The organism is Legionella massiliensis, assembly GCF_000756815.1.
Lineage (GTDB): Bacteria > Pseudomonadota > Gammaproteobacteria > Legionellales > Legionellaceae > Tatlockia > Tatlockia massiliensis.
Genome location: NZ_CCVW01000002.1, coordinates 111,710 through 131,779, shown reverse-complemented (window position 1 = coordinate 131,779; position 20,070 = coordinate 111,710). Strand labels below are relative to the sequence as shown.

The following is a 20,070-nucleotide window of genomic DNA, read 5'->3' as shown; positions in this document are numbered from 1 at the left end:
TTTTTTGATTATTAGAGAGTGTACGAGCCTTTCTCTGAGGTAGCCTTGCTGTTGTGATGGATGTGTACCCACCTAATGTGGTTGGATAGGTTTTGTCCAAATTCCAAATAAGAATAAGCCATTCTAATTCTTCGCTTTTTTTCCAGAACCTGAAAGAAGTTTTAACTCAAGAGTCTATGAAATCTATAAATAGGCCAGGCTAAATATCATCCCAAGCTCTGTTGAATAATGTAATGTCACCCCCGTTACCCTAACATAGCCCGTCATCCTGAGCGTAGCGAAGGATCTCCTGAATGTGGCACTGTGCTAGTCCCGGAGATCCTTCGCTACGCTCAGGATGACGGAGGGGGAGTGACTTATTACTGAGTGATAAAGGCTGGTTCAGCCAAACCCTGGAAAGCCGTTTGCACGGCAAATAAATTGCCGGACAAAGGGCTTTGCAATAACTGTTCATCACTTAGCCCCATTCTTGCTGAAGTAATGTAGAGGGTTCTAAGATCCTTATTGCCAAATGCAAGACTAGTGGGGCGAGGGACTGGTAATTTTATAGACCCTACTTTTTCCCCTTGCGGACTATAGCGATTTACACACCAACCATCCCATAGCGCAATCCATAAAAATCCTTCAGCATCAACCGTCATACCATCTGGTATGCCTTCCTCTCTAGGGAAATTAATAAAATCTGTTCGGTTAGTAATTGTTCCCTTTTCTAAATCAAAACGGTAGCGATAGCTTTTATAAGCTAATGAATCGATAAAATACATGTAGCTATCATCGGGGCTGAAACCAATACCATTGGATAGGATGAAATTTTTATCCATGGGCTTAAATGATAAATCATCCACTAAGCGAAAAAGCATACCAAGGGGTGATATCCAATCTTTGGCTGCTGTACCAGACCAAAAACGCCCTTTACGATCACATTTTCCATCATTAAAAATCACATCAAGCTTAGGATAAGGATTAGCAAAGCCTTCTAATTTACCGGTTGTAAGGTTGGCAAAAGCATAGCCATTTTCAACGGTAACTAGTAAGCGATCCTGCGAATAGAGCGCGAGACTGGTGACAATTTGATCCAGCTGTATTAATTTATTTTCCCCTGTAAGAGGGTTAAAACAATATATCCCAGGTAGCAGGCAATCAAGCCAATATAAAATACCTTCTTGCACTGACCAGATAGGGCTTTCACCTAAAGTCGCCTGAGAGTTTATTACAATAGGGTCTATAGTTTTCATAGGAACTTTTTCAGAGAGCTGCTCTTAATTACTATAGACCATTACCTCGCCTTGATCTTGTAAGGGTAAGGTCAGCCCCCGCAGTATCGAATTCCCGCGGCTTGACCGCGGGATCCGCTGATTAGACGCACCTTACTCTGAGCCCATAGATCCCGCGGTCAAGCCGCGGGAATTCGGGGTAGGGGTGACCTATTACTTGTAAGGTTATAACTGAGCCATCATGCTTACAAAATTAGGAACATTGGGTGAGCCAGTCCCAACAACATCATTCCATGATTGATTCTCAATAATACTCAACACCCCATCCCAATTAAAGGTGACAATATCACCAGATACGTGAATATTAAAAGCAGAGTTAGGTGGTGGAGAACCAACAGGGGCGTTATTAACAGGTGTTGCGCCACTGATGATTTGATGAGGAGGAGTAATAAGGTTTAATGCTTTCCCAGAGATTAACTGACTGTTGTAGGTATAGAAATAGGGTGCTGCCAAGCCAATCGGATTTGGTGTACCACCATTTAATAGCGTTCGAGCTTGGTTGACTAACGTGAGTACCCCGGAAAATAATGGAGTCGATTGGCTGGCTCCACCCGTTTTATAAAATGACCCGCCCTCGTAAATAATCAGTCCAGTATAATAATCGGCTACCATGGCAATATCGGGAATCGCACGTTTGTTGTAGCTACCTACAAGACCATATCCACCTGCAGTAAAATTAGTGATAGGTGCCTGCCAGGACGGAAAATTACGCCATTGACTAATACCACCCATACTGCCGGAGTAGGGGGCTCCATTAAGATAATTGCCCCATCCTGATTCAAAGGCATAATTATAGTTAGCGTCAACAAATAAGCTTGTTCCAGCGACTGCAGTGACATAAGCAGAGCTTACTGGGTATTGTATCGATGGTGTATTTCCATACTTGGAACAAGTCCAAGAACTATTGTAGGTTTGATCGCCACAATCCCCAGCTGCAAAATTAATACTTAAGCCCATCCCCGCTGCTGTTTGTAAGGTGGCGTCTAAGGGTTCATTCTGCAGATCATAATTATTATCCCAACTGTTAGAAACGACATAAGCATTTGCAAAGCCACCAAGTGAGAAGTTATTGTTGATAATTGTATTAATCGTTGTTGCTACTTCTGTATTGTTAATATTGTTTGTCAGTACTAAAACAATGTTGGCTCCTGGCGCCATCGTATGCGAGGCTTCAATGTCAAGTGCAATTTCACCATCCCAGCCAGAGCCAGAACAATTGATATAGGACGGTTGACCATAGGGCGTTCCTTGATAGTCGACTACGGTAAAATTGCTTGTAGTGAGTGAGGGCAACGAGCTGGCACTACTGTACTGGTTAGCGTCATTCATAAGCTCTGTTGGGGTTCGATGAGTGCAGCCGTCAATAACGACAATGGTTTGCCCTGTGCCATCTATGGTTGTGCCATTAATAGGGGCAATGCCAGCCAGATTATAAGCAGTTCGCATTTGCTGGCCTGTAAAGCCGTTTAAAGAGGTAGTCGTAGGTAGGGCCTTAGGCATAAATGAATCCCAAATCAGATTCAGTGTTTCAACGGGCTGAATCCCCTGAAACTCTACAAGCGTTTTCCTTTTTTTTGTGGGCTCTTGACGGATTTTAGGATGACCGTAAGGAATATTACTGAGGTCACTAATCCCGGAGATGTATTTTGCAACCTCAGAGTTGACTCTCGGCTCAGAATCATTCCCGTAAACTAATTTATTTTTATAGAGATAGTTATTCAGCTTGATTTTTAATACTTGCTCAATTTTCTTTGCTTCTGCCGTGACCTGAATTGTTGTATAGACTCTTTTGGTTTTCATTCCTTGCGAGATGAAATAGCTTTCCACCTCCTGTGCTTCTTTTTCACTTGGAGCGTAGTTAGCGTTAAACTCATCTTTGCTTAAGAATTTTTGATAATGACCACTATTGGGATCATATAATTCATTTATAAAGTGGTCGAACTTCTCTTGGTTTCTAAGTTTAAGCCAAACATTGAAAGTAATTGTTTGCTGAGGAGCTACAGGTCCGACTCGTTTTGCATTTTGCAATGTAGATAGTTCAATATTATGAAAATTGACCTGTTTTATTTCAGATTTAGCCCAAGTTGTTGTAGAAATAACTAAGGTTGCTGAAAAAAGAGAAATGATAAGTAACTCGTTTTTTAGGATCATGATTTATCTCCATAGTAAGGATATCTAGGATTTAGGTTCAATACCTCATTATCCTAAAAGGAATACACTATTAATCGGGCTGTAGGTAACGAAACCAAGCTCTTCTCCAGCACTTAAGGAATATAGATAGCCACCTTCTGTTCCTGCACCAACTACTGAGCCATCTGCACTGACAAACAAACTGTAGGCTGTATGGGCGTAAGGTTTCCAAGTTCCGCCACCAGTTAATGAAGTACTTGTGTAGATATAGTCATTTGCAGTACCCACATATAAGGTATTTGCAGCAACATAAACTGAGTTCACAGCATTACCATCAACTTGGCCATTGATGGCTGTCCAACTGAACCCATTATTATTGGAATAATAAACATTGCCGTTCGCGCTTGCAGCATATAACGCATTAGCACTTACAAAAATCCCATTCACAGCAAAGCCTGGGGCTGGTGCATTAGTGGGGGTGCAATAGCTTCCATTGAGGGTGCAGATAAAGATATTCCCATTGGCACTTGCTATATAGAGGGTAGTCGTTGAAATATAAAGGCTAGTTATAGCAAATCCAGGTGCAGGCGTTGCAATCGCTGACCAGGTATTACCATGATCAGTTGAAGAGTATACAGTTCCATTAGCAATACCTGCATACAATAGGGCACTTGTCGCAACAACAGAGTTGATCGCATTGCCTTTAGCAGGTGGTGTTGTTGCAGTCCAAGTAGCACCATTATTGATTGAATAATATAAGTGTCCAATTTGTGTACCTGCATATAAAGTAGGTACTTGAGGTGAGGTCAGTCCAATATTTAAAAGATTAGCAGGATATGGATGATAACATTGGTGTGGATTGGGGTATCCATTGGGATCTTGCTGGCATACGAGGGGGCCACCCAACACAGGATAATTTCCATTCACCTGTAGGCTGAGCGTGCACGATTGTGTAGGTGCTAGAACAAAGGGATTTGGACAAGACCCAGCACTGGTTATTTGTGTGATACCACTTATAGGAACCATCATCAGCGTATGAAGCTTGGAAGACATATTGGTTACAGTATATTGAACTATGGCAGTACTATTGGTAGGTACTTGAATTGTTGTTGGTGTGAGCGGAGTAAACGTCCATAAGGGTATTGAGGTTGCTTGTGCAGAGACCATCATAAAGAGGGAACAAATAAAGCAAACTAATCCTGAAAATAATTTATTTTTTTTCATTTGCAATCCGTTGCTTAGTAAGAAGTAAAAGTATTTATTATGGTAAGTTGTTTAAATTAAATAATAAAGAGAAGATTGCGGATGGTATGAACGGTATCAAAAAACTGGTAAATCTTGCCCGCCATGTCATATGGATGCGAATAAGTGTAATAGGTCACGTCTCCCACCCCGTCATCCCGAACATAGTGAGGGATCTCCGGGATTAGCACTGTGCTACACATCAGGAGATGTCTCTCTGCGTTCTACATGGCGTACGTCTTTGGGAGGGTGACCGGGCTGACCTATTAGTAATAGTATTTCTTAGCTAAAACCATAATTTCTACCAAGGTTTTGGGGTTGTATTAAAAGGTGTAATTGAAGGAGCTGTCGCCTCGTTCTCTTTTGCTGCGGGCTTATCATTTTTTTCGCACCATTTTTTAAATTGCTCATTTGCTCGAGTTTGCATAGGAGTATCTTTATAGGTTCTGCTGCCAGGAAATTGGTTTCGAACCGCATCAATAGCCTGATCAACGGAACCTCCGCCTTTTAGCGTTGAACCTAAGGTGCCGTGCAATTGATTAGTGAATGCGCCCAAACTAATATTTAGATCTGAAACATCATGGAACTCATCTGAGAAACCATTAAGGCCTATGCTATAGGCAAGAACTTTGCCATCAGGACCTAGGATAATTGCTATGCAGATAGTTTGTGGTGGCTCTGGTTCTTCTTCTTCCTTCTCGTTTTCCGATTTTGCTGTTTTTCGCGGAGCGGGATTAACCTGAAACATGAGAAACTGTGGTTTATCAGCGCCTAGCTCCAGTTCTTCATCAATATCATCGAGAATAATAGGGGGTTGTTCTAGGGATAAGGCGAAATCCAAATCTCTTTGTTTTGCTAAATTCTCTAAATGCTCTTTATATTTTTGTAAATTTTTAGCGGTATCGTTATTAGAAGATGACATTTAATATTCCCAGCCCTTAGGGCTAAATTTTGCTCTATATCTTGTATATGTTATGAACAGGTGTTTTTTCTGTCAAGCTAAGTATTGGGCTGTAGTCGTAAAGTAATTGCAAAGAACAGGTCTAAAATATCAGCTCGGAAACGTCTTCGACGTAGTCGTGATATGAAGTACCAGAGTTTCTTTGCCGGTGAAAAGGGTACAACTCTATGTTAGTATCAACCGCAATTCAGGAAAAGGAACTGAAATTGATAGGGACATTCTATGTTTTTTAATAAAAATAAATGCTGGCAATTTTTGCTTTTTGTATTGACTGGGATCCATGCATCCATTGCGCTGCCAAACCCTAATTTTTTATCTAGTCTTCCTTCTTCATTGAAACAAGGTCATGTAATTATTCAATTTGGCGGTTATTGGAGCAGCCAAGGCCAGGCACAACATATTAATATTCAAGACTTAGTTGGGGATGAATTTACTCTAACCAAGCATAAGAGAAGTAACGGTCTGGTCGGACTAGGCTATTTTCTAGATGGCCAAGAAACATCATTTTTTAGAATGAGCTATGGAATTAATGCGTTCTATCTGGCGAAAACGGGCGTAGTAGGCGATGTCATTCAAGAAAATTTATTCACTAATCTTTCCTATCATTACAATCTTAGACATTACCCTGTCTATGCTATTGCAAAATCAACGATTAAAACAAAATTTCCTAAATATGCGCTAACCCTTGATGCCGGCATAGGACCAAATTTCATAAAAGCGGATGGATTTAAAGAGCATTCACTAGATGGTATAACGATTCCTGATAACATTTTTTCTAGCCATAGCTCTACTACATTCAGTGCTACAGCTGGATTTGGCGTAAGAATCAATCAGGTTTTTGGTCAAGCACCTCTAGAATGTGGCTATCGATTTTTCTATTTAGGCCAAGGCAGCTTCAATAAAGCAAATAATCAAGTGCTAAACAGGCTGAAAACGGGTAGTAATTATGCCAATGCAATCATATGCTCAATGATTATTTAAACAAGGAAGGCCTGTGCTCAAGATCATAAAGACCTATCACTCAAAGGACGAGCTTTTATATGAAATCTAAGTATCTTATTGGTTTACTCTTTTTATTAATGAGTCAGGCAAAATTAGCATATAGTGGTTTGTTGTTTAATATAACAGCGACTGGCGGGGCACCAGGACCTATATCACTCACACTCTGTCTTAATGGAGTAGGAGCACTATCTTGTCAAATTTATAGTGTTAATAATTTAAATTTAAACATATTAAGCACCATTCCCAATCACATTTACCCTGCTGCGGGCATAAAAATTAATACCCCAGGTTATAAGCTGACTGGTTGTACTATGATAGCTAATGGCTATTGTCTGTTCGCTGTTAGCAATCTATCAGCAGCAAATATTGCTATTACTAATAGTATTAATACAAACGCACCCTGGTATCCATCTTTACAAGCCTTTGAGCATTATAACTCTGGCCGTTCACATGTATTTCCTCAAGCCACCTTTGCCGGTTCAATGAGTGGGAACAACACCGTTAATACCTTAAACTCTACTAGCAGGTATCCCTCTGGATACAATATGTCTTACCTTAATAACAATCTTGCTTATATTTATGGCGGAGGTTATGGCGATGTTCCGCTCTCTATCGGTGCTTATGTCGCTCAAGTGAATCCAGATACTCTCGAACCTATTTGGCGCACTCAGCTCATTGATACGCATCATAACGGTGAATGGGATTATCCAGGTTCTCTAGGTATTTTAGAGGATGGATACCTTTACGTAAGTTACGGCTACCGTTTGGCAAAACTCGATCCAGCTACAGGTAAAGTGATTTCAATCTTGGTACTTCCGACTGGAGGAGGGCTTCCCGAAAATACTTCGTTCAATGGTTTCAATGCGACGCAAGATGGGACTATTGTAATGAAGTCGGTATATCGTCAGGCGGGATGCACTATCCAAGGCCCAAATGCATTATTAGATTGCCCTGATCCAACCGACGTACCGCCGTCTATTCTTGTTTCAGTTAATCCGAAAACTATGCAATGGATTCATCAAATTACTCTAACAAATCCTGTAGGTGCTAGGCCAACTGTGACTCGTTACAATGGTAAAGATTATGTTTATTTACTTGAGGCCACAACAGCCATCCGTTATATCGTTCAAAATGGCGTATTTATCGCTGATAGTTCTTGGAATCCAGGAACCATTACCTTAGCAGGCCAAACACTTTGTACTTCATTTGTAGTAGTGAATGATTGGGTGATCGCGCAAACCAATACGCTGCCTGCCACAACCGCTCTCAGTGTTATTAGTATTAATCAGGGGAATGCTGCAAACCAATTTTCTATTCAACCCTTTTTGGGCGATCCTATTTCTCCTTTAATTGCTGCTGCATTTTCTCCGTCAATAAGCTGGGCACCTATGTCGATTTCTGGTGATTCGGACACCAATTTGATATACGCAAGCGATGCACTACCTGGAAAAATTGCGGCCATCAGCATTTCTAATAGCGGATTACAAATTGTTTGGAAAGCTGATCAACGAACGACCGAGTTCACAGCACTTATCAATCCGCCATTAAGCCGTGTCATAGTCGGTACAGACATCCCGGACGGAGAAATTCCGGGTAATAACCACAATGATTATGCGGTATGGAGAAATGCTTTAACTGGTGAAGAAATTGCACGTTCGCCTCTATTACCAGCAATGACGCAAGGTACAATGATTCAGCCTTATTATTCAGGAAATATGTTTTACGAAGGCCAATTAGGAGATTTGATTAAATTATCGCCTGTCGCTCCCGCTCATTAACCTATTTTATGACTTAGTTGGGCATGGAGGATTCCAATTTGGAATTTTAGTAATAGGTTAGCTCCACCCCAGTATTGAATTCCCGCGGCTTGACCGCGGGATCCGGTGTTCACTCTGAGCCCATAGATCCCAAGGTATCTACACAAATGTCCCTCCTTGTCTCAACATTAGGTCATCCAGAGCGCAGCGAAGGATCTCCTGAATGTGGCACCGTGCTAATCCCGGAGATCCTTCGCTGCGCTCTGGATGACTTGCGTCTATTACAGTCACTTGTGTAGATACCTATGGGTCAAGCTGCGGGAATTCGGAATGGGGGGGACCCCTATTACGAATTTTAAAGATAACAACCTGTGTTACAGGTTTAAGAGGGCTGCTCCTCCGTCTCTGGCAAATTTAAACCTGCTATAATTGAGATGCCAGTCAAAAAATAATCAGGAGGATTTCAATGACTAAGCACACAATAACTATTTCTAAAGTAGTGAAAGTACTACCAGTAGCAATTTTCGTTGCTTCAACCTTTTGTCTTGTTCCTACTGCGGAAGCTCGGCAGGGTTGCAAAACTGGGTACCATCCAAACCCATACAATCCAGCACAGTGTGTTGCAAATGGGACTACTGGGCTTGGAGGTAAATGCGATCCAGGCCAACACAGATGGTATGATCCCCGCACTAAACAATGGAATCCATGCTAATAACTCAGAGAAGCCACTTCTTATTACTGAGAAGTGGCTTTTCTATTTTCCAGCTACATTGTTGGTACAAGTGGTATAACATCTACCAAGGGTGGATTTTGTTCTTGCGGCGATTGACTGAAATGGCCTAAGTTCTCCAAGAGTTGACTCAGTAAAGGTGGTCCAATTAGCTCAGTTTTTAGTTTCAAGCTATATTTTCTTGTATCTCCAAGATCGAGAGTTTTAATATTTGATAGTCGTAAGGCAGGAAGCATTGCCCACAGATGTTGTTCAGTTAAATGATTATTAGATAAGTCAAGGTGGGTTATTGTTCGAGGCAAATGTCGTATCATATTAGCCAGTTCCTCTCCAGTTTTTTTGCCCAGCCCATTAGAATTCAAATCAAGCGAAATCACATTAGCACGGATTGCAATAAAGGCTTGATCCAGTTCTTCTCCAGTTTTTGTGCCCAGTTCATTGAAACCCAAATTAAGCCTAGTCACTTTATCGTGGATTGCGTTAAAAGCCTCCGCTAGTTCTGCTCCAGTTTTTTTGCTTAGAGAATTATTATACAAATTAAGTTCGGTAAGGTTATCGCGGATTGCTCCTAATATCTGGACTAACTCCTCTATAGGTCTAGCGCCCAGTTGATTTAAATCCAATTCAAGCGAAGACATATACACGGGAATTTGTTGGATTTCTTTAACCAGCACAGCAACGGTTTTATTTTGACCATCAGTTAATTTATATTGCACTGTAAATAGTTCCTTGAAAGATTATAGAATTAGAGCTGTTCATCCTTTTGCTTTGACACATGCTCAACCATAATTGAATAATTAAAGGCTATTATTTAACCACAATAGTCAAAATGCTAACATGCCGCATTTTTGATATTTAGTATTGAAAATGTGGATAGAAAGTTTGGTTATTGGGGCGGATGTCGTTAATGTCGGGCCGGCTCAGCTTTAAAATTCTCCTTCCCTCATTCCGTTATGGAATATGCCCATGAAAAATACTACTGTGCTCTTAAGTCCAGGGTAATCCTTAAGTTTTACAATGAAATGTAAGAAACAAATGAATACATCAGGTGTAGGGAGTTTTTTAAATGAACAATGAAAGTGAACTCACGATCGGTAGTGTAGATGACTATATTCAAGAATTTAATAGAATGTTAAGCGCCTGCGAACATAGAGCCCAGAGAGGCCCTGCTGACCGCTCAGCACGGTCTGCTAAAGAAGATGCACAAATTCTTCAAATATTTCTGAAAGACTTAAAGAAGGCTCAAGAGGAAGGGTACGGGAGTCTGCCTATACTAAGATCGCCAGCAGAGTGGGCTGCTCTTGATGCAATGAAAAAAAGATGCGACGGATATACAAATGACAATGCTCAATTTATAAAACAGTCTAATCAAAACACTCAAACTATTCCATTTGCTCCTGTGCAGCATCGTACAATGAAGGCTAGCGATGTTATAAGAGCAGAAATTGGTATGCAATTAGGAAATGATCAAAAGAAAGCTCCTGATGAACGAACCAAGAATGGTTTGAACAGAACTGAACAAGAAATAACTTCACGAGAAAATACCTACACTACACCAACTCCATGTCCAACAAGCCCTAAAAGAGGGGCGTATTGATATAGAGATTTAGGATAAAGCAGCAGTGTGAAAATCCCCGCTGACGCGGGGATAAATTATATTCAAGCACAATTATTATTTATTACGCAATTAACTAAACTGGTAGCAAAATTATAATTATTACTTTGATCATGGATAATTTCCCAGTCAAAAACCCCTCCAAATCCAGGATAGGTTTGTGGGGGAACATAGGTATCGCAGCTTGTAGAACTGACAATACCGGTACGTAAGCATTGGATAGCGCGTTTTATTGTACTAATCACTGCGGCAGGCGAACCATCACTTGAACCAGCGGCATTTGGTGCGGGATACCCTAATACCACTTGAGATGGCGTCAAGTAGCTAATATAAGGCTGGAAACCTGTTGCCTGGCCTGAGCTGGTTTTTGCTGGCCAATTGGCTAGTAAATCAGTTGCCATAGCGACAGAGGCATCAGGGCTACTTGTATTATTAGGGTCATAACAAATTAAGTTTATCCCAAAAGCACAGCCGGCATTATACATTTGGATACCAACCCATGCTAAAGACTGGTGGGTCTGCATGACTAAGGACGCATAATTACCCCATGTAGCATCAAATCCTGAAGTAGCAGAAATGTTAGCAATTTGCGGGGCTAAGCTAAGTAACAAATTAGGATGGTTAGTATGCATCGTATTGATGATGTTGGCTAAAATAGCAATATCACCGCTTGGATTAGCGAAGGTGCCACCAGCATTTAAACCACTCTCAATATCAAAATCAAAACCATCAAAATTGTATTGAGTCATTAAGCTCTCTAATGAGCTAATGAACGTTTGCTGAAATGCAGTAGGCGATGAAGCGGCTGAAACTACTTGATGAAAATTGACTGTAGTATCCGCTACACTCGTCGATGCACCTCCTAATGAAAGCGACACTTTCATCCCTGCACTTTGCAAGGCTTGAATGTAGGCAGGAGTTATTGCGCTGAACGCAGGCGTGATTGCTCCGGGAGTAGTCGTACTAAACACACCAAAAGCCACTAGGACATGGGTATACCCTGCATTGGCTAGGGCAGTAGCCGCGGGTGGCGTTACCCATCCTGGCAGGTAGCCGATGATTCGTCCCTTATTACTAGATGAATTGGGTGTATAGCTAATTGTCTCAGGAGTGGATGAAGAGGCGGTTAATGGCTGCGGAGAATAGCTGATAGTATAGCCATTTACCGATGTTGCACTTACTGTATAGATAGCGCCATCAACTAATTGTATAGTCCCTGAACCTGCTCCATTAACTAAGGGTATTGTCTCACTTATAGCAGCGGTATTTCCGGTACCTGTAAAAGTTATTATGGTTGAAGATAAGGTTGAAGGTGCTCCGCTAATAGTAATAGGCACATTAGCTTGTGTTACTTGGGTACAGGTATAGGTTAATTGCACTGTTGGGGCTGATACTGCTGCTATTGCAGAGGTGGGCGCAAAAGATGGCGCGCAATTATAACCATTATAATTAATCAGAGCTGTAGAAAAACTATAACTCACCCCGCTTGTTAATTGATTGACTGTGGTTGTTGCATTCCACGCCACTGGACTAGTAATAGCGCTATTATTATCAGCTCGAGTCAAAGTAACTGTTGGAACAGCTGTATAGCCTGATAATTGAGCAGGTAAGGCTGAGTTATTGACTTTAATTTGGCCTGTTCCTGCTTGTGGGGTATAGCTAATTGTAGAAGTCGTGCTTGAGTTTGCAACGACAGTAACTGTTGCAGGATTAGCCGCTCCTTGATAAATAAGCCCATTGCTATCTGTGACATTCATTGGTGAAATAGCATAGGTTCCTGCAGCTAAACCAGATAGGGTCTGCTGTCCAGACCAAGGGATCTGAACGTTACTTACTGGTGAGCCATTTAGAGTGACGCTTACTAAAGCATAAGATTGGGTTAGATTCGCTGGTTTTGCAGTTGTATTAATTAAATTGATGTTGCCAGTTGCAACTGGAGAGCCTAAATAAACATTGACACTATTTGCAACATAATCTGCTTTAGGGGACCCATAAATAAGGGTAAAGGAACCTCCTTGCGGCAATTTACTGTTCGCACCAGAATAATTTGGGAATTGTAAATTTAGCGTTGATAAATAAGTCCCTGACCCTTGTTGTTGTGAACTAATTACTAAGTTATTAGTTGGATAAGATAAGGGTGAAAAATTTCCCCAAAACGTTTGGCTATTAAGAGTGCTTGCATTGGAGAAGGTTATTGTAGAGTTTTGGAAATCGACGGCTTGGTTGCAGTTATTGGTTAATTTTAAGGAGGTTGTTTGCCAGCTACTACTCCCTGTTGAACTAAAATTAGCTGTAATACAAGTAGTAGGTTGAGGTGCAACAATCGGAGTATAGGCAATACAATCATTTAAGATAATTGACAGTACGGCTGTAAGTAATATTTTCTTCATATATGTCCTTATTAAAAAGAAAATTTAGGTGGCTGTTAAAACAAAATTACCTATCTTTGCCGGTAATCTGTTTATACATTCAATAATTCGATTTTAACAATCGAACTAATCAATATACTTCGAGCTTGAGAAGAAATATACAAAATATATTCGATTAAAGTATTTTTCCTTGGGTGAATTCGATCTGCGAATGCAACAAAAATACTCTGTGCTTCTTACCAGGACTAGCTTAGCGGAGCTAGCCTATATCGTCTATAATAGGGATATATTGTCAATTAATTTAGAATTATACAGCCATTGTTTTGTAATTCATTTAGCCAATCAGGATATTTAAAATTCTTATTGCATCGTAAATCCAATTTCTCCAATTTTCGGAGATTGAGTATGTTTTTAGGAATTTCTTTTAAATCATTATTTCTCAAATCTAAATAAAGCAGTTCAGATAAACTCCCAATTTCTTCTACAAGAAACGTTAACCTATTATTACGAAGATTTAAAATCTTAAGCGACGACAAGGTCCGAATGCTATTTGGGATTGATTCTATTAAATTATCTGAACAATCCATGATTCTTAATTCGCTCAGATTACTTAGATCATAGGGTAAATTTTTAATTTGATTTTTCATCAAATGAATTTCTCTAAGTTTATTACACTGATTGATTGAGGCGGAAATTTCTTTGATTTGATTGTTATAAACCCTAAGCTCTAAAAGACTCTTTAAACCTCCAATCGCAGTTGGTAATTGCTTTATTCTATTACCAGAAAAATTGAGATATTTTAATTTATCTAACTTAGTAATTACTTCAGGAATTTCCTCAAACTCATTATCTGCCATGTACAGGTATTTTGTTAAAGGAATTTTATTTAGATTCGAAGGTAAACCTGATAATTTATTTGCATTTAGATCTAAGGTTTCTAATGCCTCTAGATATTCAATTTTTTCGGATAGGAATGTCAGATTATTAGCTGAAACATTGAGATGTTTCAGAGATTTTATTGACCACAAATCATCAGGTAGATTTTTTAGCTGATTATTATAAAGGCTAATTCCTCCCAGGCTACCTAAGCTGCTTAATAATCCATCAGGAAGTTCTTCTAAATTATGATTATCTAGGTTAAGAGTGTCATTAATTATTTTATTATTAAACATAGATTCCTCTTCTTTTCTTTGATTTTGTATCTGGCCCAGCATTCATACCTGAGAATCTTATCTTTATTACTTCGCCGTTTAAATTAGAGTTGCAATTAGAGGTGTCGGAGGCCGCCGAAATACCTGCAATGGGGGGCTGATCAAAAATATTATCGCCAATGCCTAAAAGCTTGTTTGAGCGGGGTGAAAGATATCAGTGTAATGCAAAATTTAAGAGCTACAGGCTAACATAAATGAAGCGGGCAATAATTATAAATACAAAAGACAGGAGTTGCCTGACGACTATAGAAAGGAGTTTGAAAATGTAGAGGATTTGCTGGAAATTGAAATGAAAAATTGCACTAGCATATAAAATTAGAAAAGGGTTTTTAGCATGTACACCATATTCCACTCATAGCCGGCAGGTTTAAGATTAAAGAGTGGTTTGAATCCTTGGCTCTCATGGAAATGATAAGTTTTTAGATAATTTTCATCAGATTCTTCTGGTGCCAAGGTTTCAACAGTCATTGTCATCGCTTGTTGCAGTTTGGCATAGTTGCGGCTTTAAGCATAAGTGAATGGCCAATCCCTTGACCTTTAATGTGGCAATGGCCATAGTTGGTTAAATCACTTCAACATCTTGAGCCTCTAACCCTTTTTTCCCTTGGCTAGGCTTAAATAATACGGTGGCACCTTCGGCTAAGGTTTTAAATCCATTGGTTAAAATAGCGCTGAAATGCACAAAATAATCTTTGCCGCTGCTTTCAACAAAACCAAAACCTTTGGTTTCATTAAACCATTTTACTTTACCTTTGATTTTATCAGTCATTGATTGCTCCTTCTGATAGATTATTTAAAAAGCACCCATATAATCACGTTTTCCGATTTCAACCCCCTGGCTTCTCAAAATGCCATAAGCAGTTGTGATGTGAAAGAAAAATTGGGGTAATCCGTAGTGTAAAAGATAGTCTTCTCCTTTAAATTTTTTCTCTTTAGGTGTGCCTGGACGTGTAATAATTTCCCTATCCTCACTGCCATTGATTTCATCAGGGCTAATACTTGATATAAATTCTAAGGTCTTAGTGATACGTGTTTGTAGTTCAGAAAAGGTTGTTTCCTTGTCTTCATAGGCAGGAACCTCAATACCAGCTAAACGAGCTGATACGCCTTTAGCAAAGTCAGTTGCGATTTGTACTTGGCGCGTAAAATCAAACATATCTGGAAATAGCTGTGCCTGCAGTAAGGTTTCTGATTTTACCTCAGCCTGTTCGGCTTTAGTTAAAATAGCACCCAGTGCTGAAAGAAGTTGTTTAAATACTGGGACAGAGGAGTTATACATAGAAATAGTCATGGTAAACCTGTGTATGTTGATTTGAAATGAGAGCATATCAGATTGGCTTATATCAAGGAAATTTGTTTGCAGCCTTACTTGTAGTAGCTCAGTTGTCAAAAAACAAGGCTATGTGCTAAATCCATCTGGAACAACTAATTAACCTGCATATTAACGCGATTTGGATATGAAAAAAGTTTGTCGTTAATTTATACTAAATGAACAGGGTCATCATTAAGCTCAATAGAGCTAGAGTCACTTGCTGTATCCTTTTATGGATTGTCACTGCGAGTGCGGACAAAATATTCCAGTCCCATCTGCAATTGATGTTAATCGGAACCGCAATAAATGATCAATTAATAGGGGAGGGGGATAGTTGCAAATTTTCCTCCCTGAGATTAGCACAATTTTTGTTCTTTGATCGGCAACTTACTATACCTATACTTTAGACGATATTGTTATGAATATATTAGAAACAGAGCGATTGATACTGCGCACCTTTGTTGTTGGCGATCTTGATGATATGACAGCAATTAATCAGGATCCCAAAGTCTGTGAATACTTACCTCAGATTGGTAATCGAGAAGAAACCACAGCCTTAATTAATCGCATGGTAATCCCCCCGAAAAATAAGTGATGTCAAAAGTAGAATTTTCTCATACGCTATATTGGAGGAGATTCTTCATGAAAAGATCAAAATTTACAGATAGCCAAATTCTGTCGATTCTAAAACAGGCTGAAGGTGGCACCCCTGTTTCAGAACTCTGCCGAGAACATGTTATTAGCGCTGCTACATTTTACAAATGGCGAGCTAAATTTGGAGGAATGGATACATCGATGATGTCGCGGCTAAAAGAGCTGGAAGCTGAAAATAGCCGGCTTAAAAAGATGTATGCAGAGGAACGATTAAAAGCAGAGATACTCAAAGAGGCCATTGAAAAAAAGTGGTAACACCGTCACGCCGACGAGAATTGGCGAGAAAGGCGGTGGCTAATAAGGATATTTCAATTCGCTTGTCGTGTGAGTTATTTGGTCTCAGTCAGACCTGTTATCGGTATCAGCCACAATTAGATGATGAAAATGTAATCATAGCGGATTGGTTGATGCGTTTAACCGAGAATCAACGTAATTGGGGTTTTGGCTTATGTTTTCTCTATTTGCGTAATGTGAAGGGGTTTGTTTGGAATCACAAACGCGTTTATCGAATCTATCGGGAATTAGAACTCAACATGCGGATAAAACCCAAAAAACGGTTAATAAGGGAAAAGCCAGAGGCATTGGCGGTACCAACTGCAATCAACGAATGCTGGTCGATGGACTTTATGCATGCTCAGTTAGAAGATGGTCGGAGTTATCGGTTATTTAATGTGCTCGATGATTTCAACCGCGAAGGTCTTGCTATCGAGGTTGATTTATCTTTGCCGGCAGAGCGGGTCATACGAGCTCTTAATCAAATCATTGAATGGCGTGGCAAACCCCGGCAAATACGTTGTGACAATGGCCCTGAATATATCTCTAAGTTGCTAGAACAATGGGCTGATAAAAATCAAATACGATTGGTCTTTATTCAACCAGGAAATCCACAGCAAAATGCTTATATTGAACGGTATAATCGCACTGTTCGGTATGATTGGTTAAGCCAATATTTATTCGAATCTATTGCTGAGGTGCAACTACATGCCACACAATGGTTATGGACATACAACAATGAACGTCCAAATACTGCTATTGGAGGCATTCCTCCAAGGCAAAAATTGGCACTAGTTGCCTAATCCTCTACTTTTAACTTCAGTTAAAAATGGGGGGATTACCGCATTATCAAACATTACCAAGAGAAAGGGTTTACGCTTTATGCTGTTGTATTGAAAGCCACAGAAGAGATGATTGGTTTTTTAGGACTAATGACACCTTCATTTGATGCCCATTTTACGCCTGCCGTAGAAATTGGTTGGCGCTTGTCATCTAAGTATTGGAATCAGGGATATGCTACTGAAGGGGCCAAAGCGGTTTTGCATTATGCTTTTAATTGCCTGAACATAGAGCGGCTGGTTTCATTTACTGTTGTTAATAACTTGGCATCTCGTCGAGTAATGGAAAAAATAGGTATGCACCATAACCCACCGGATGATTTTGAGCATCCCCGCTTAAGTGTTGATAGTCCATTAAGAAAGCATGTCCTGTATCGCTTATCAAAAGAAGAATATCAAAATAATGATAAGACAAGCTCATAGGTATCTACACAAAAAAATCAAACCTAGCCTTGATGCAGCGCAGCATCAGTCATTTAAAGTGTTTAAGGCACAAGGATATATTTTTAATGCAACCTACTATAAATAGTTTGCTCGCGATCCTCATCTAAACCATCCTTTTCTATTATTTCTTCCAGTGCACTTCTGAAATCACTAGCTTTTTTTGACAAGTCGGATTCGGTAACATTAGATGCAATTGCAGTACTAGCACATGCTGCTGCTAATGCTCCTGCTACAGCTAAACCTATTATCAAACCAATACCTGTTGACGAAAGGGCAAGGGCAACTACTGCAGCGACAAGAGCAAGGATCCCGCAGACTACAGAGACTGTACTCAAATTTTCTGACTTTTTACCAACAAGCTCGTCAGAAAGATTACCAAGTTCACAAATGGAATTAAACTGAACATCCGGATCTACTTTTTTATCTATGGCAAGGCTAGCGTGACTGAGTACTTTCAATATATTTCGACAATCATCAAGAGATAAGTCAGGTGATTTTATTGCCTCGTCAATCGAAGTACAAAGTGCATTTCTTGTATCACTTAAATTTTTACTTTGAGTGATTTTTACTAATGAAAGATTTTGATTGCGCAAATTAATCGTTGTCTTATACAGTTCAAGTAAAGCAGCTTCTAGCTGAATACGCTCTTCAGGTTCCAACTCGCCTTGCAACGCTTCTTCCTGTTTTCTTATTATCTTTATCAGTATTTCAGTTTTGTCTCCCCTATTCTCAAGTATTTTTTCTACCGCAGAAACACTTATTTTGCTATCAATAAGGAGCGAAGCAATATCCGGAGGACTCATCTTACTTAATTTTTGAGAAATAAAGGTTTGAATTTCTAAAGGAGGCTGAGGATTTGGGCCGGTGTAGGTGTGAGCTATGAAAGCTGATAAAGAGAAATTACTTGCAACAGACAACTTATCATCAATACCTGCATCAGATTGTATTGAAGACTGACGAATTGCTTGATAAAGCGGTTTCCAATCAGATACTTCCCTAGGAATACTTCCCTCTCCTTTTATAGTATCAATTCGAGTTGGAGCCCCATAGGCGTAGACATCCTTTGCACCTACTCTATTTGACGGTCTTGTTGTCGGAATTGGTAGAAAATGTACTCTTTTTAAAAAGTCAAATACAAGAGGCTCTCTTGTAGTGGGAAGATAATTAGAGCTTCCAGGTCCATAAAACAAAGCATTAAATTTTTCGGGAGGCTCCATATCAGGAATGACGCCATTAAAACTTTCGAAACCCCATACACCATCTATATCACGTCGATATATCTTGAATTCATTTTTTACTGGATCTCTAAATATTATTGGAAAATTATTTTTTTGAGCATCAGATAATACTCCTAATGTTCTTGGATCTAATGTCTCTTCTATTTCTGGGTTGCCAAGTTTTTCTAATTCTGTTGTTGTATGTAATATAAAATTCGAGAGATTTTCTTGGGCCTGCTCTTGAGTCAGATGGGGTCCTGAATATCCAAATAGATTTAAGCTTACATTTTCAGGTATTAGTTCAGGATTCGCCTTAAAAAAGTTTTGAAGACCTTCCACAATATCAATTCGATCATCATAGAAATTAAACTCAATTTCATCATCAGGATTTGTCATCGCGGCAAGCTTCATTTGAGCAACTAATAACGAGGCTTTACTTTCATCATCTTTATATTGAGGAAAACCATCTCTTATGAAATCTTGATCGCTAATTTCGGGCTTATAGGCTCCATTATCTTTTAAATATCCATTCTCTTTAAGTTTTCTATGAGTTTGCCCAATTTCAACTACATCGGCTTCTAAATCAGAAAGAAGGAAAGGATTAAATATTGTATTTTCGCCCAATTCCTCAGTGATTGCCTCCATTACGGGAAAAACCGAACCGGTTGGACACACCGTTTTTATATTTTCTCCCCCATTTTTTAAATCGATAAATGGAGTTTGACGATTAGAGCCGACTAAAAGAACGGTTTGATCTCCTTTTTGGGCTCTAAATTGTTCGAGGATTTCCCCATTCGAAGTGATATAGGCCGCATTCGCGTCCTCTTTTGATTTTGAATTTTCCCACCCTATACCTAGAGCTACACTTGAGGTTTCATGACTAAAACATCCATCAAAATCAGTTGAAAAATATACAATTTTAGCCATAAAAACCTCTCAAAACAATTTTTAGTGAATATATTATGTACGATTGTGGCATAATTCATACATCGGTTGGTATGCACCAGTGTATCACCTTTTATTTGGGGCGCTTTAGGGAA

At 39.6% G+C, this 20,070-nt stretch carries 18 protein-coding genes; 7 read left to right on the top strand and 11 right to left on the bottom strand.

Going from position 1 to position 20,070, the window contains the following annotated elements:
• Positions 1-359 precede the first annotated feature (359 nt).
• The 4 genes from BN1094_RS07870 to BN1094_RS07855 form a co-directional block, all read right to left on the bottom strand.
• The gene (locus BN1094_RS07870) at positions 360-1,235 is read right to left on the bottom strand and encodes an SMP-30/gluconolactonase/LRE family protein (RefSeq protein WP_043873898.1); all 876 of its coding nucleotides are present in this window, start codon (positions 1,233-1,235) and stop codon (positions 360-362) included.
• A gap of 204 nt (positions 1,236-1,439) precedes the next feature.
• Complete coding sequence (locus BN1094_RS07865; RefSeq protein ID WP_043873897.1) at positions 1,440-3,425, bottom strand: S53 family peptidase; 1,986 nt, start codon at positions 3,423-3,425, stop codon at positions 1,440-1,442.
• A 48-nt stretch (positions 3,426-3,473) separates the two neighbouring features.
• Positions 3,474-4,628 (bottom strand): hypothetical protein, encoded by a 1,155-nt coding sequence (locus tag BN1094_RS07860; protein ID WP_043873896.1) that lies wholly within the window; start codon positions 4,626-4,628, stop codon positions 3,474-3,476.
• A 319-nt stretch (positions 4,629-4,947) separates the two neighbouring features.
• Positions 4,948-5,568, bottom strand: coding sequence for a hypothetical protein (locus BN1094_RS07855; RefSeq protein ID WP_043873895.1), 621 nt, complete (start codon positions 5,566-5,568; stop codon positions 4,948-4,950).
• Between the two features lie 261 nt (positions 5,569-5,829).
• Between BN1094_RS07855 and BN1094_RS07850 the strand changes: the two genes are divergently transcribed.
• The 3 genes from BN1094_RS07850 to BN1094_RS07840 all read left to right on the top strand — a co-directional run bounded on the left by BN1094_RS07850 (position 5,830) and on the right by BN1094_RS07840 (position 9,078).
• On the top strand, positions 5,830-6,588 hold the full coding sequence (locus BN1094_RS07850) for a hypothetical protein (RefSeq protein ID WP_052403202.1): 759 nt from the start codon (positions 5,830-5,832) through the stop codon (positions 6,586-6,588).
• A gap of 59 nt (positions 6,589-6,647) precedes the next feature.
• Positions 6,648-8,387 carry a hypothetical protein gene (locus tag BN1094_RS07845; protein ID WP_043873894.1) on the top strand — a complete coding sequence of 580 codons (1,740 nt, stop codon included), beginning with the start codon at positions 6,648-6,650 and terminating at the stop codon, positions 8,385-8,387.
• A 445-nt stretch (positions 8,388-8,832) separates the two neighbouring features.
• Positions 8,833-9,078, top strand: a complete 246-nt coding sequence (locus BN1094_RS07840) for a hypothetical protein (RefSeq protein WP_043873893.1) — start codon at positions 8,833-8,835, stop codon at positions 9,076-9,078.
• 53 nt (positions 9,079-9,131) lie between these two features.
• Here BN1094_RS07840 and BN1094_RS07835 read toward each other — a convergent pair whose 3' ends face one another.
• On the bottom strand, positions 9,132-9,812 hold the full coding sequence (locus BN1094_RS07835; RefSeq protein ID WP_052403201.1) for a leucine-rich repeat domain-containing protein: 681 nt from the start codon (positions 9,810-9,812) through the stop codon (positions 9,132-9,134).
• Between the two features lie 350 nt (positions 9,813-10,162).
• Between BN1094_RS07835 and BN1094_RS07830 the strand changes: the two genes are divergently transcribed.
• Positions 10,163-10,693, top strand: coding sequence for a hypothetical protein (locus BN1094_RS07830; protein ID WP_043873892.1), 531 nt, complete (start codon positions 10,163-10,165; stop codon positions 10,691-10,693).
• 62 nt (positions 10,694-10,755) lie between these two features.
• Here the strand turns inward: BN1094_RS07830 and BN1094_RS07825 are convergent, their stop codons facing one another.
• The 5 genes from BN1094_RS07825 to BN1094_RS07810 all read right to left on the bottom strand — a co-directional run bounded on the left by BN1094_RS07825 (position 10,756) and on the right by BN1094_RS07810 (position 15,582).
• Positions 10,756-13,101 carry a glycosyl hydrolase family 18 protein gene (locus BN1094_RS07825; protein ID WP_043873891.1) on the bottom strand — a complete coding sequence of 782 codons (2,346 nt, stop codon included), beginning with the start codon at positions 13,099-13,101 and terminating at the stop codon, positions 10,756-10,758.
• 275 nt (positions 13,102-13,376) lie between these two features.
• Positions 13,377-14,252 carry a leucine-rich repeat domain-containing protein gene (locus tag BN1094_RS07820; protein WP_043874551.1) on the bottom strand — a complete coding sequence of 292 codons (876 nt, stop codon included), beginning with the start codon at positions 14,250-14,252 and terminating at the stop codon, positions 13,377-13,379.
• A gap of 354 nt (positions 14,253-14,606) precedes the next feature.
• The gene (locus BN1094_RS19525; RefSeq protein WP_176695277.1) at positions 14,607-14,759 is read right to left on the bottom strand and encodes a hypothetical protein; all 153 of its coding nucleotides are present in this window, start codon (positions 14,757-14,759) and stop codon (positions 14,607-14,609) included.
• Between the two features lie 94 nt (positions 14,760-14,853).
• The gene (locus BN1094_RS07815) at positions 14,854-15,060 is read right to left on the bottom strand and encodes a cold-shock protein (RefSeq protein ID WP_043873890.1); all 207 of its coding nucleotides are present in this window, start codon (positions 15,058-15,060) and stop codon (positions 14,854-14,856) included.
• A 24-nt stretch (positions 15,061-15,084) separates the two neighbouring features.
• Positions 15,085-15,582, bottom strand: a complete 498-nt coding sequence (locus tag BN1094_RS07810) for a DUF1993 domain-containing protein (protein ID WP_043873889.1) — start codon at positions 15,580-15,582, stop codon at positions 15,085-15,087.
• 439 nt (positions 15,583-16,021) lie between these two features.
• Between BN1094_RS07810 and BN1094_RS19650 the strand changes: the two genes are divergently transcribed.
• The 3 genes from BN1094_RS19650 to BN1094_RS07795 all read left to right on the top strand — a co-directional run bounded on the left by BN1094_RS19650 (position 16,022) and on the right by BN1094_RS07795 (position 17,792).
• The gene (locus BN1094_RS19650) at positions 16,022-16,198 is read left to right on the top strand and encodes a GNAT family N-acetyltransferase (protein WP_141650445.1); all 177 of its coding nucleotides are present in this window, start codon (positions 16,022-16,024) and stop codon (positions 16,196-16,198) included.
• 47 nt (positions 16,199-16,245) lie between these two features.
• A protein-coding gene (locus BN1094_RS07800) for an IS3 family transposase (RefSeq protein ID WP_099908999.1) occupies positions 16,246-17,333 on the top strand; the annotation gives its coding sequence in 2 pieces (ribosomal slippage) (positions 16,246-16,507 and positions 16,507-17,333; 1,089 coding nt in all).
• A 42-nt stretch (positions 17,334-17,375) separates the two neighbouring features.
• Positions 17,376-17,792, top strand: coding sequence for a GNAT family N-acetyltransferase (locus BN1094_RS07795; protein WP_081935095.1), 417 nt, complete (start codon positions 17,376-17,378; stop codon positions 17,790-17,792).
• An 83-nt stretch (positions 17,793-17,875) separates the two neighbouring features.
• On the opposite strand, the gene BN1094_RS07790 is transcribed toward BN1094_RS07795, so the two are convergent.
• Complete coding sequence (locus tag BN1094_RS07790; RefSeq protein WP_043873887.1) at positions 17,876-19,957, bottom strand: hypothetical protein; 2,082 nt, start codon at positions 19,955-19,957, stop codon at positions 17,876-17,878.
• Positions 19,958-20,070 lie beyond the last annotated feature (113 nt).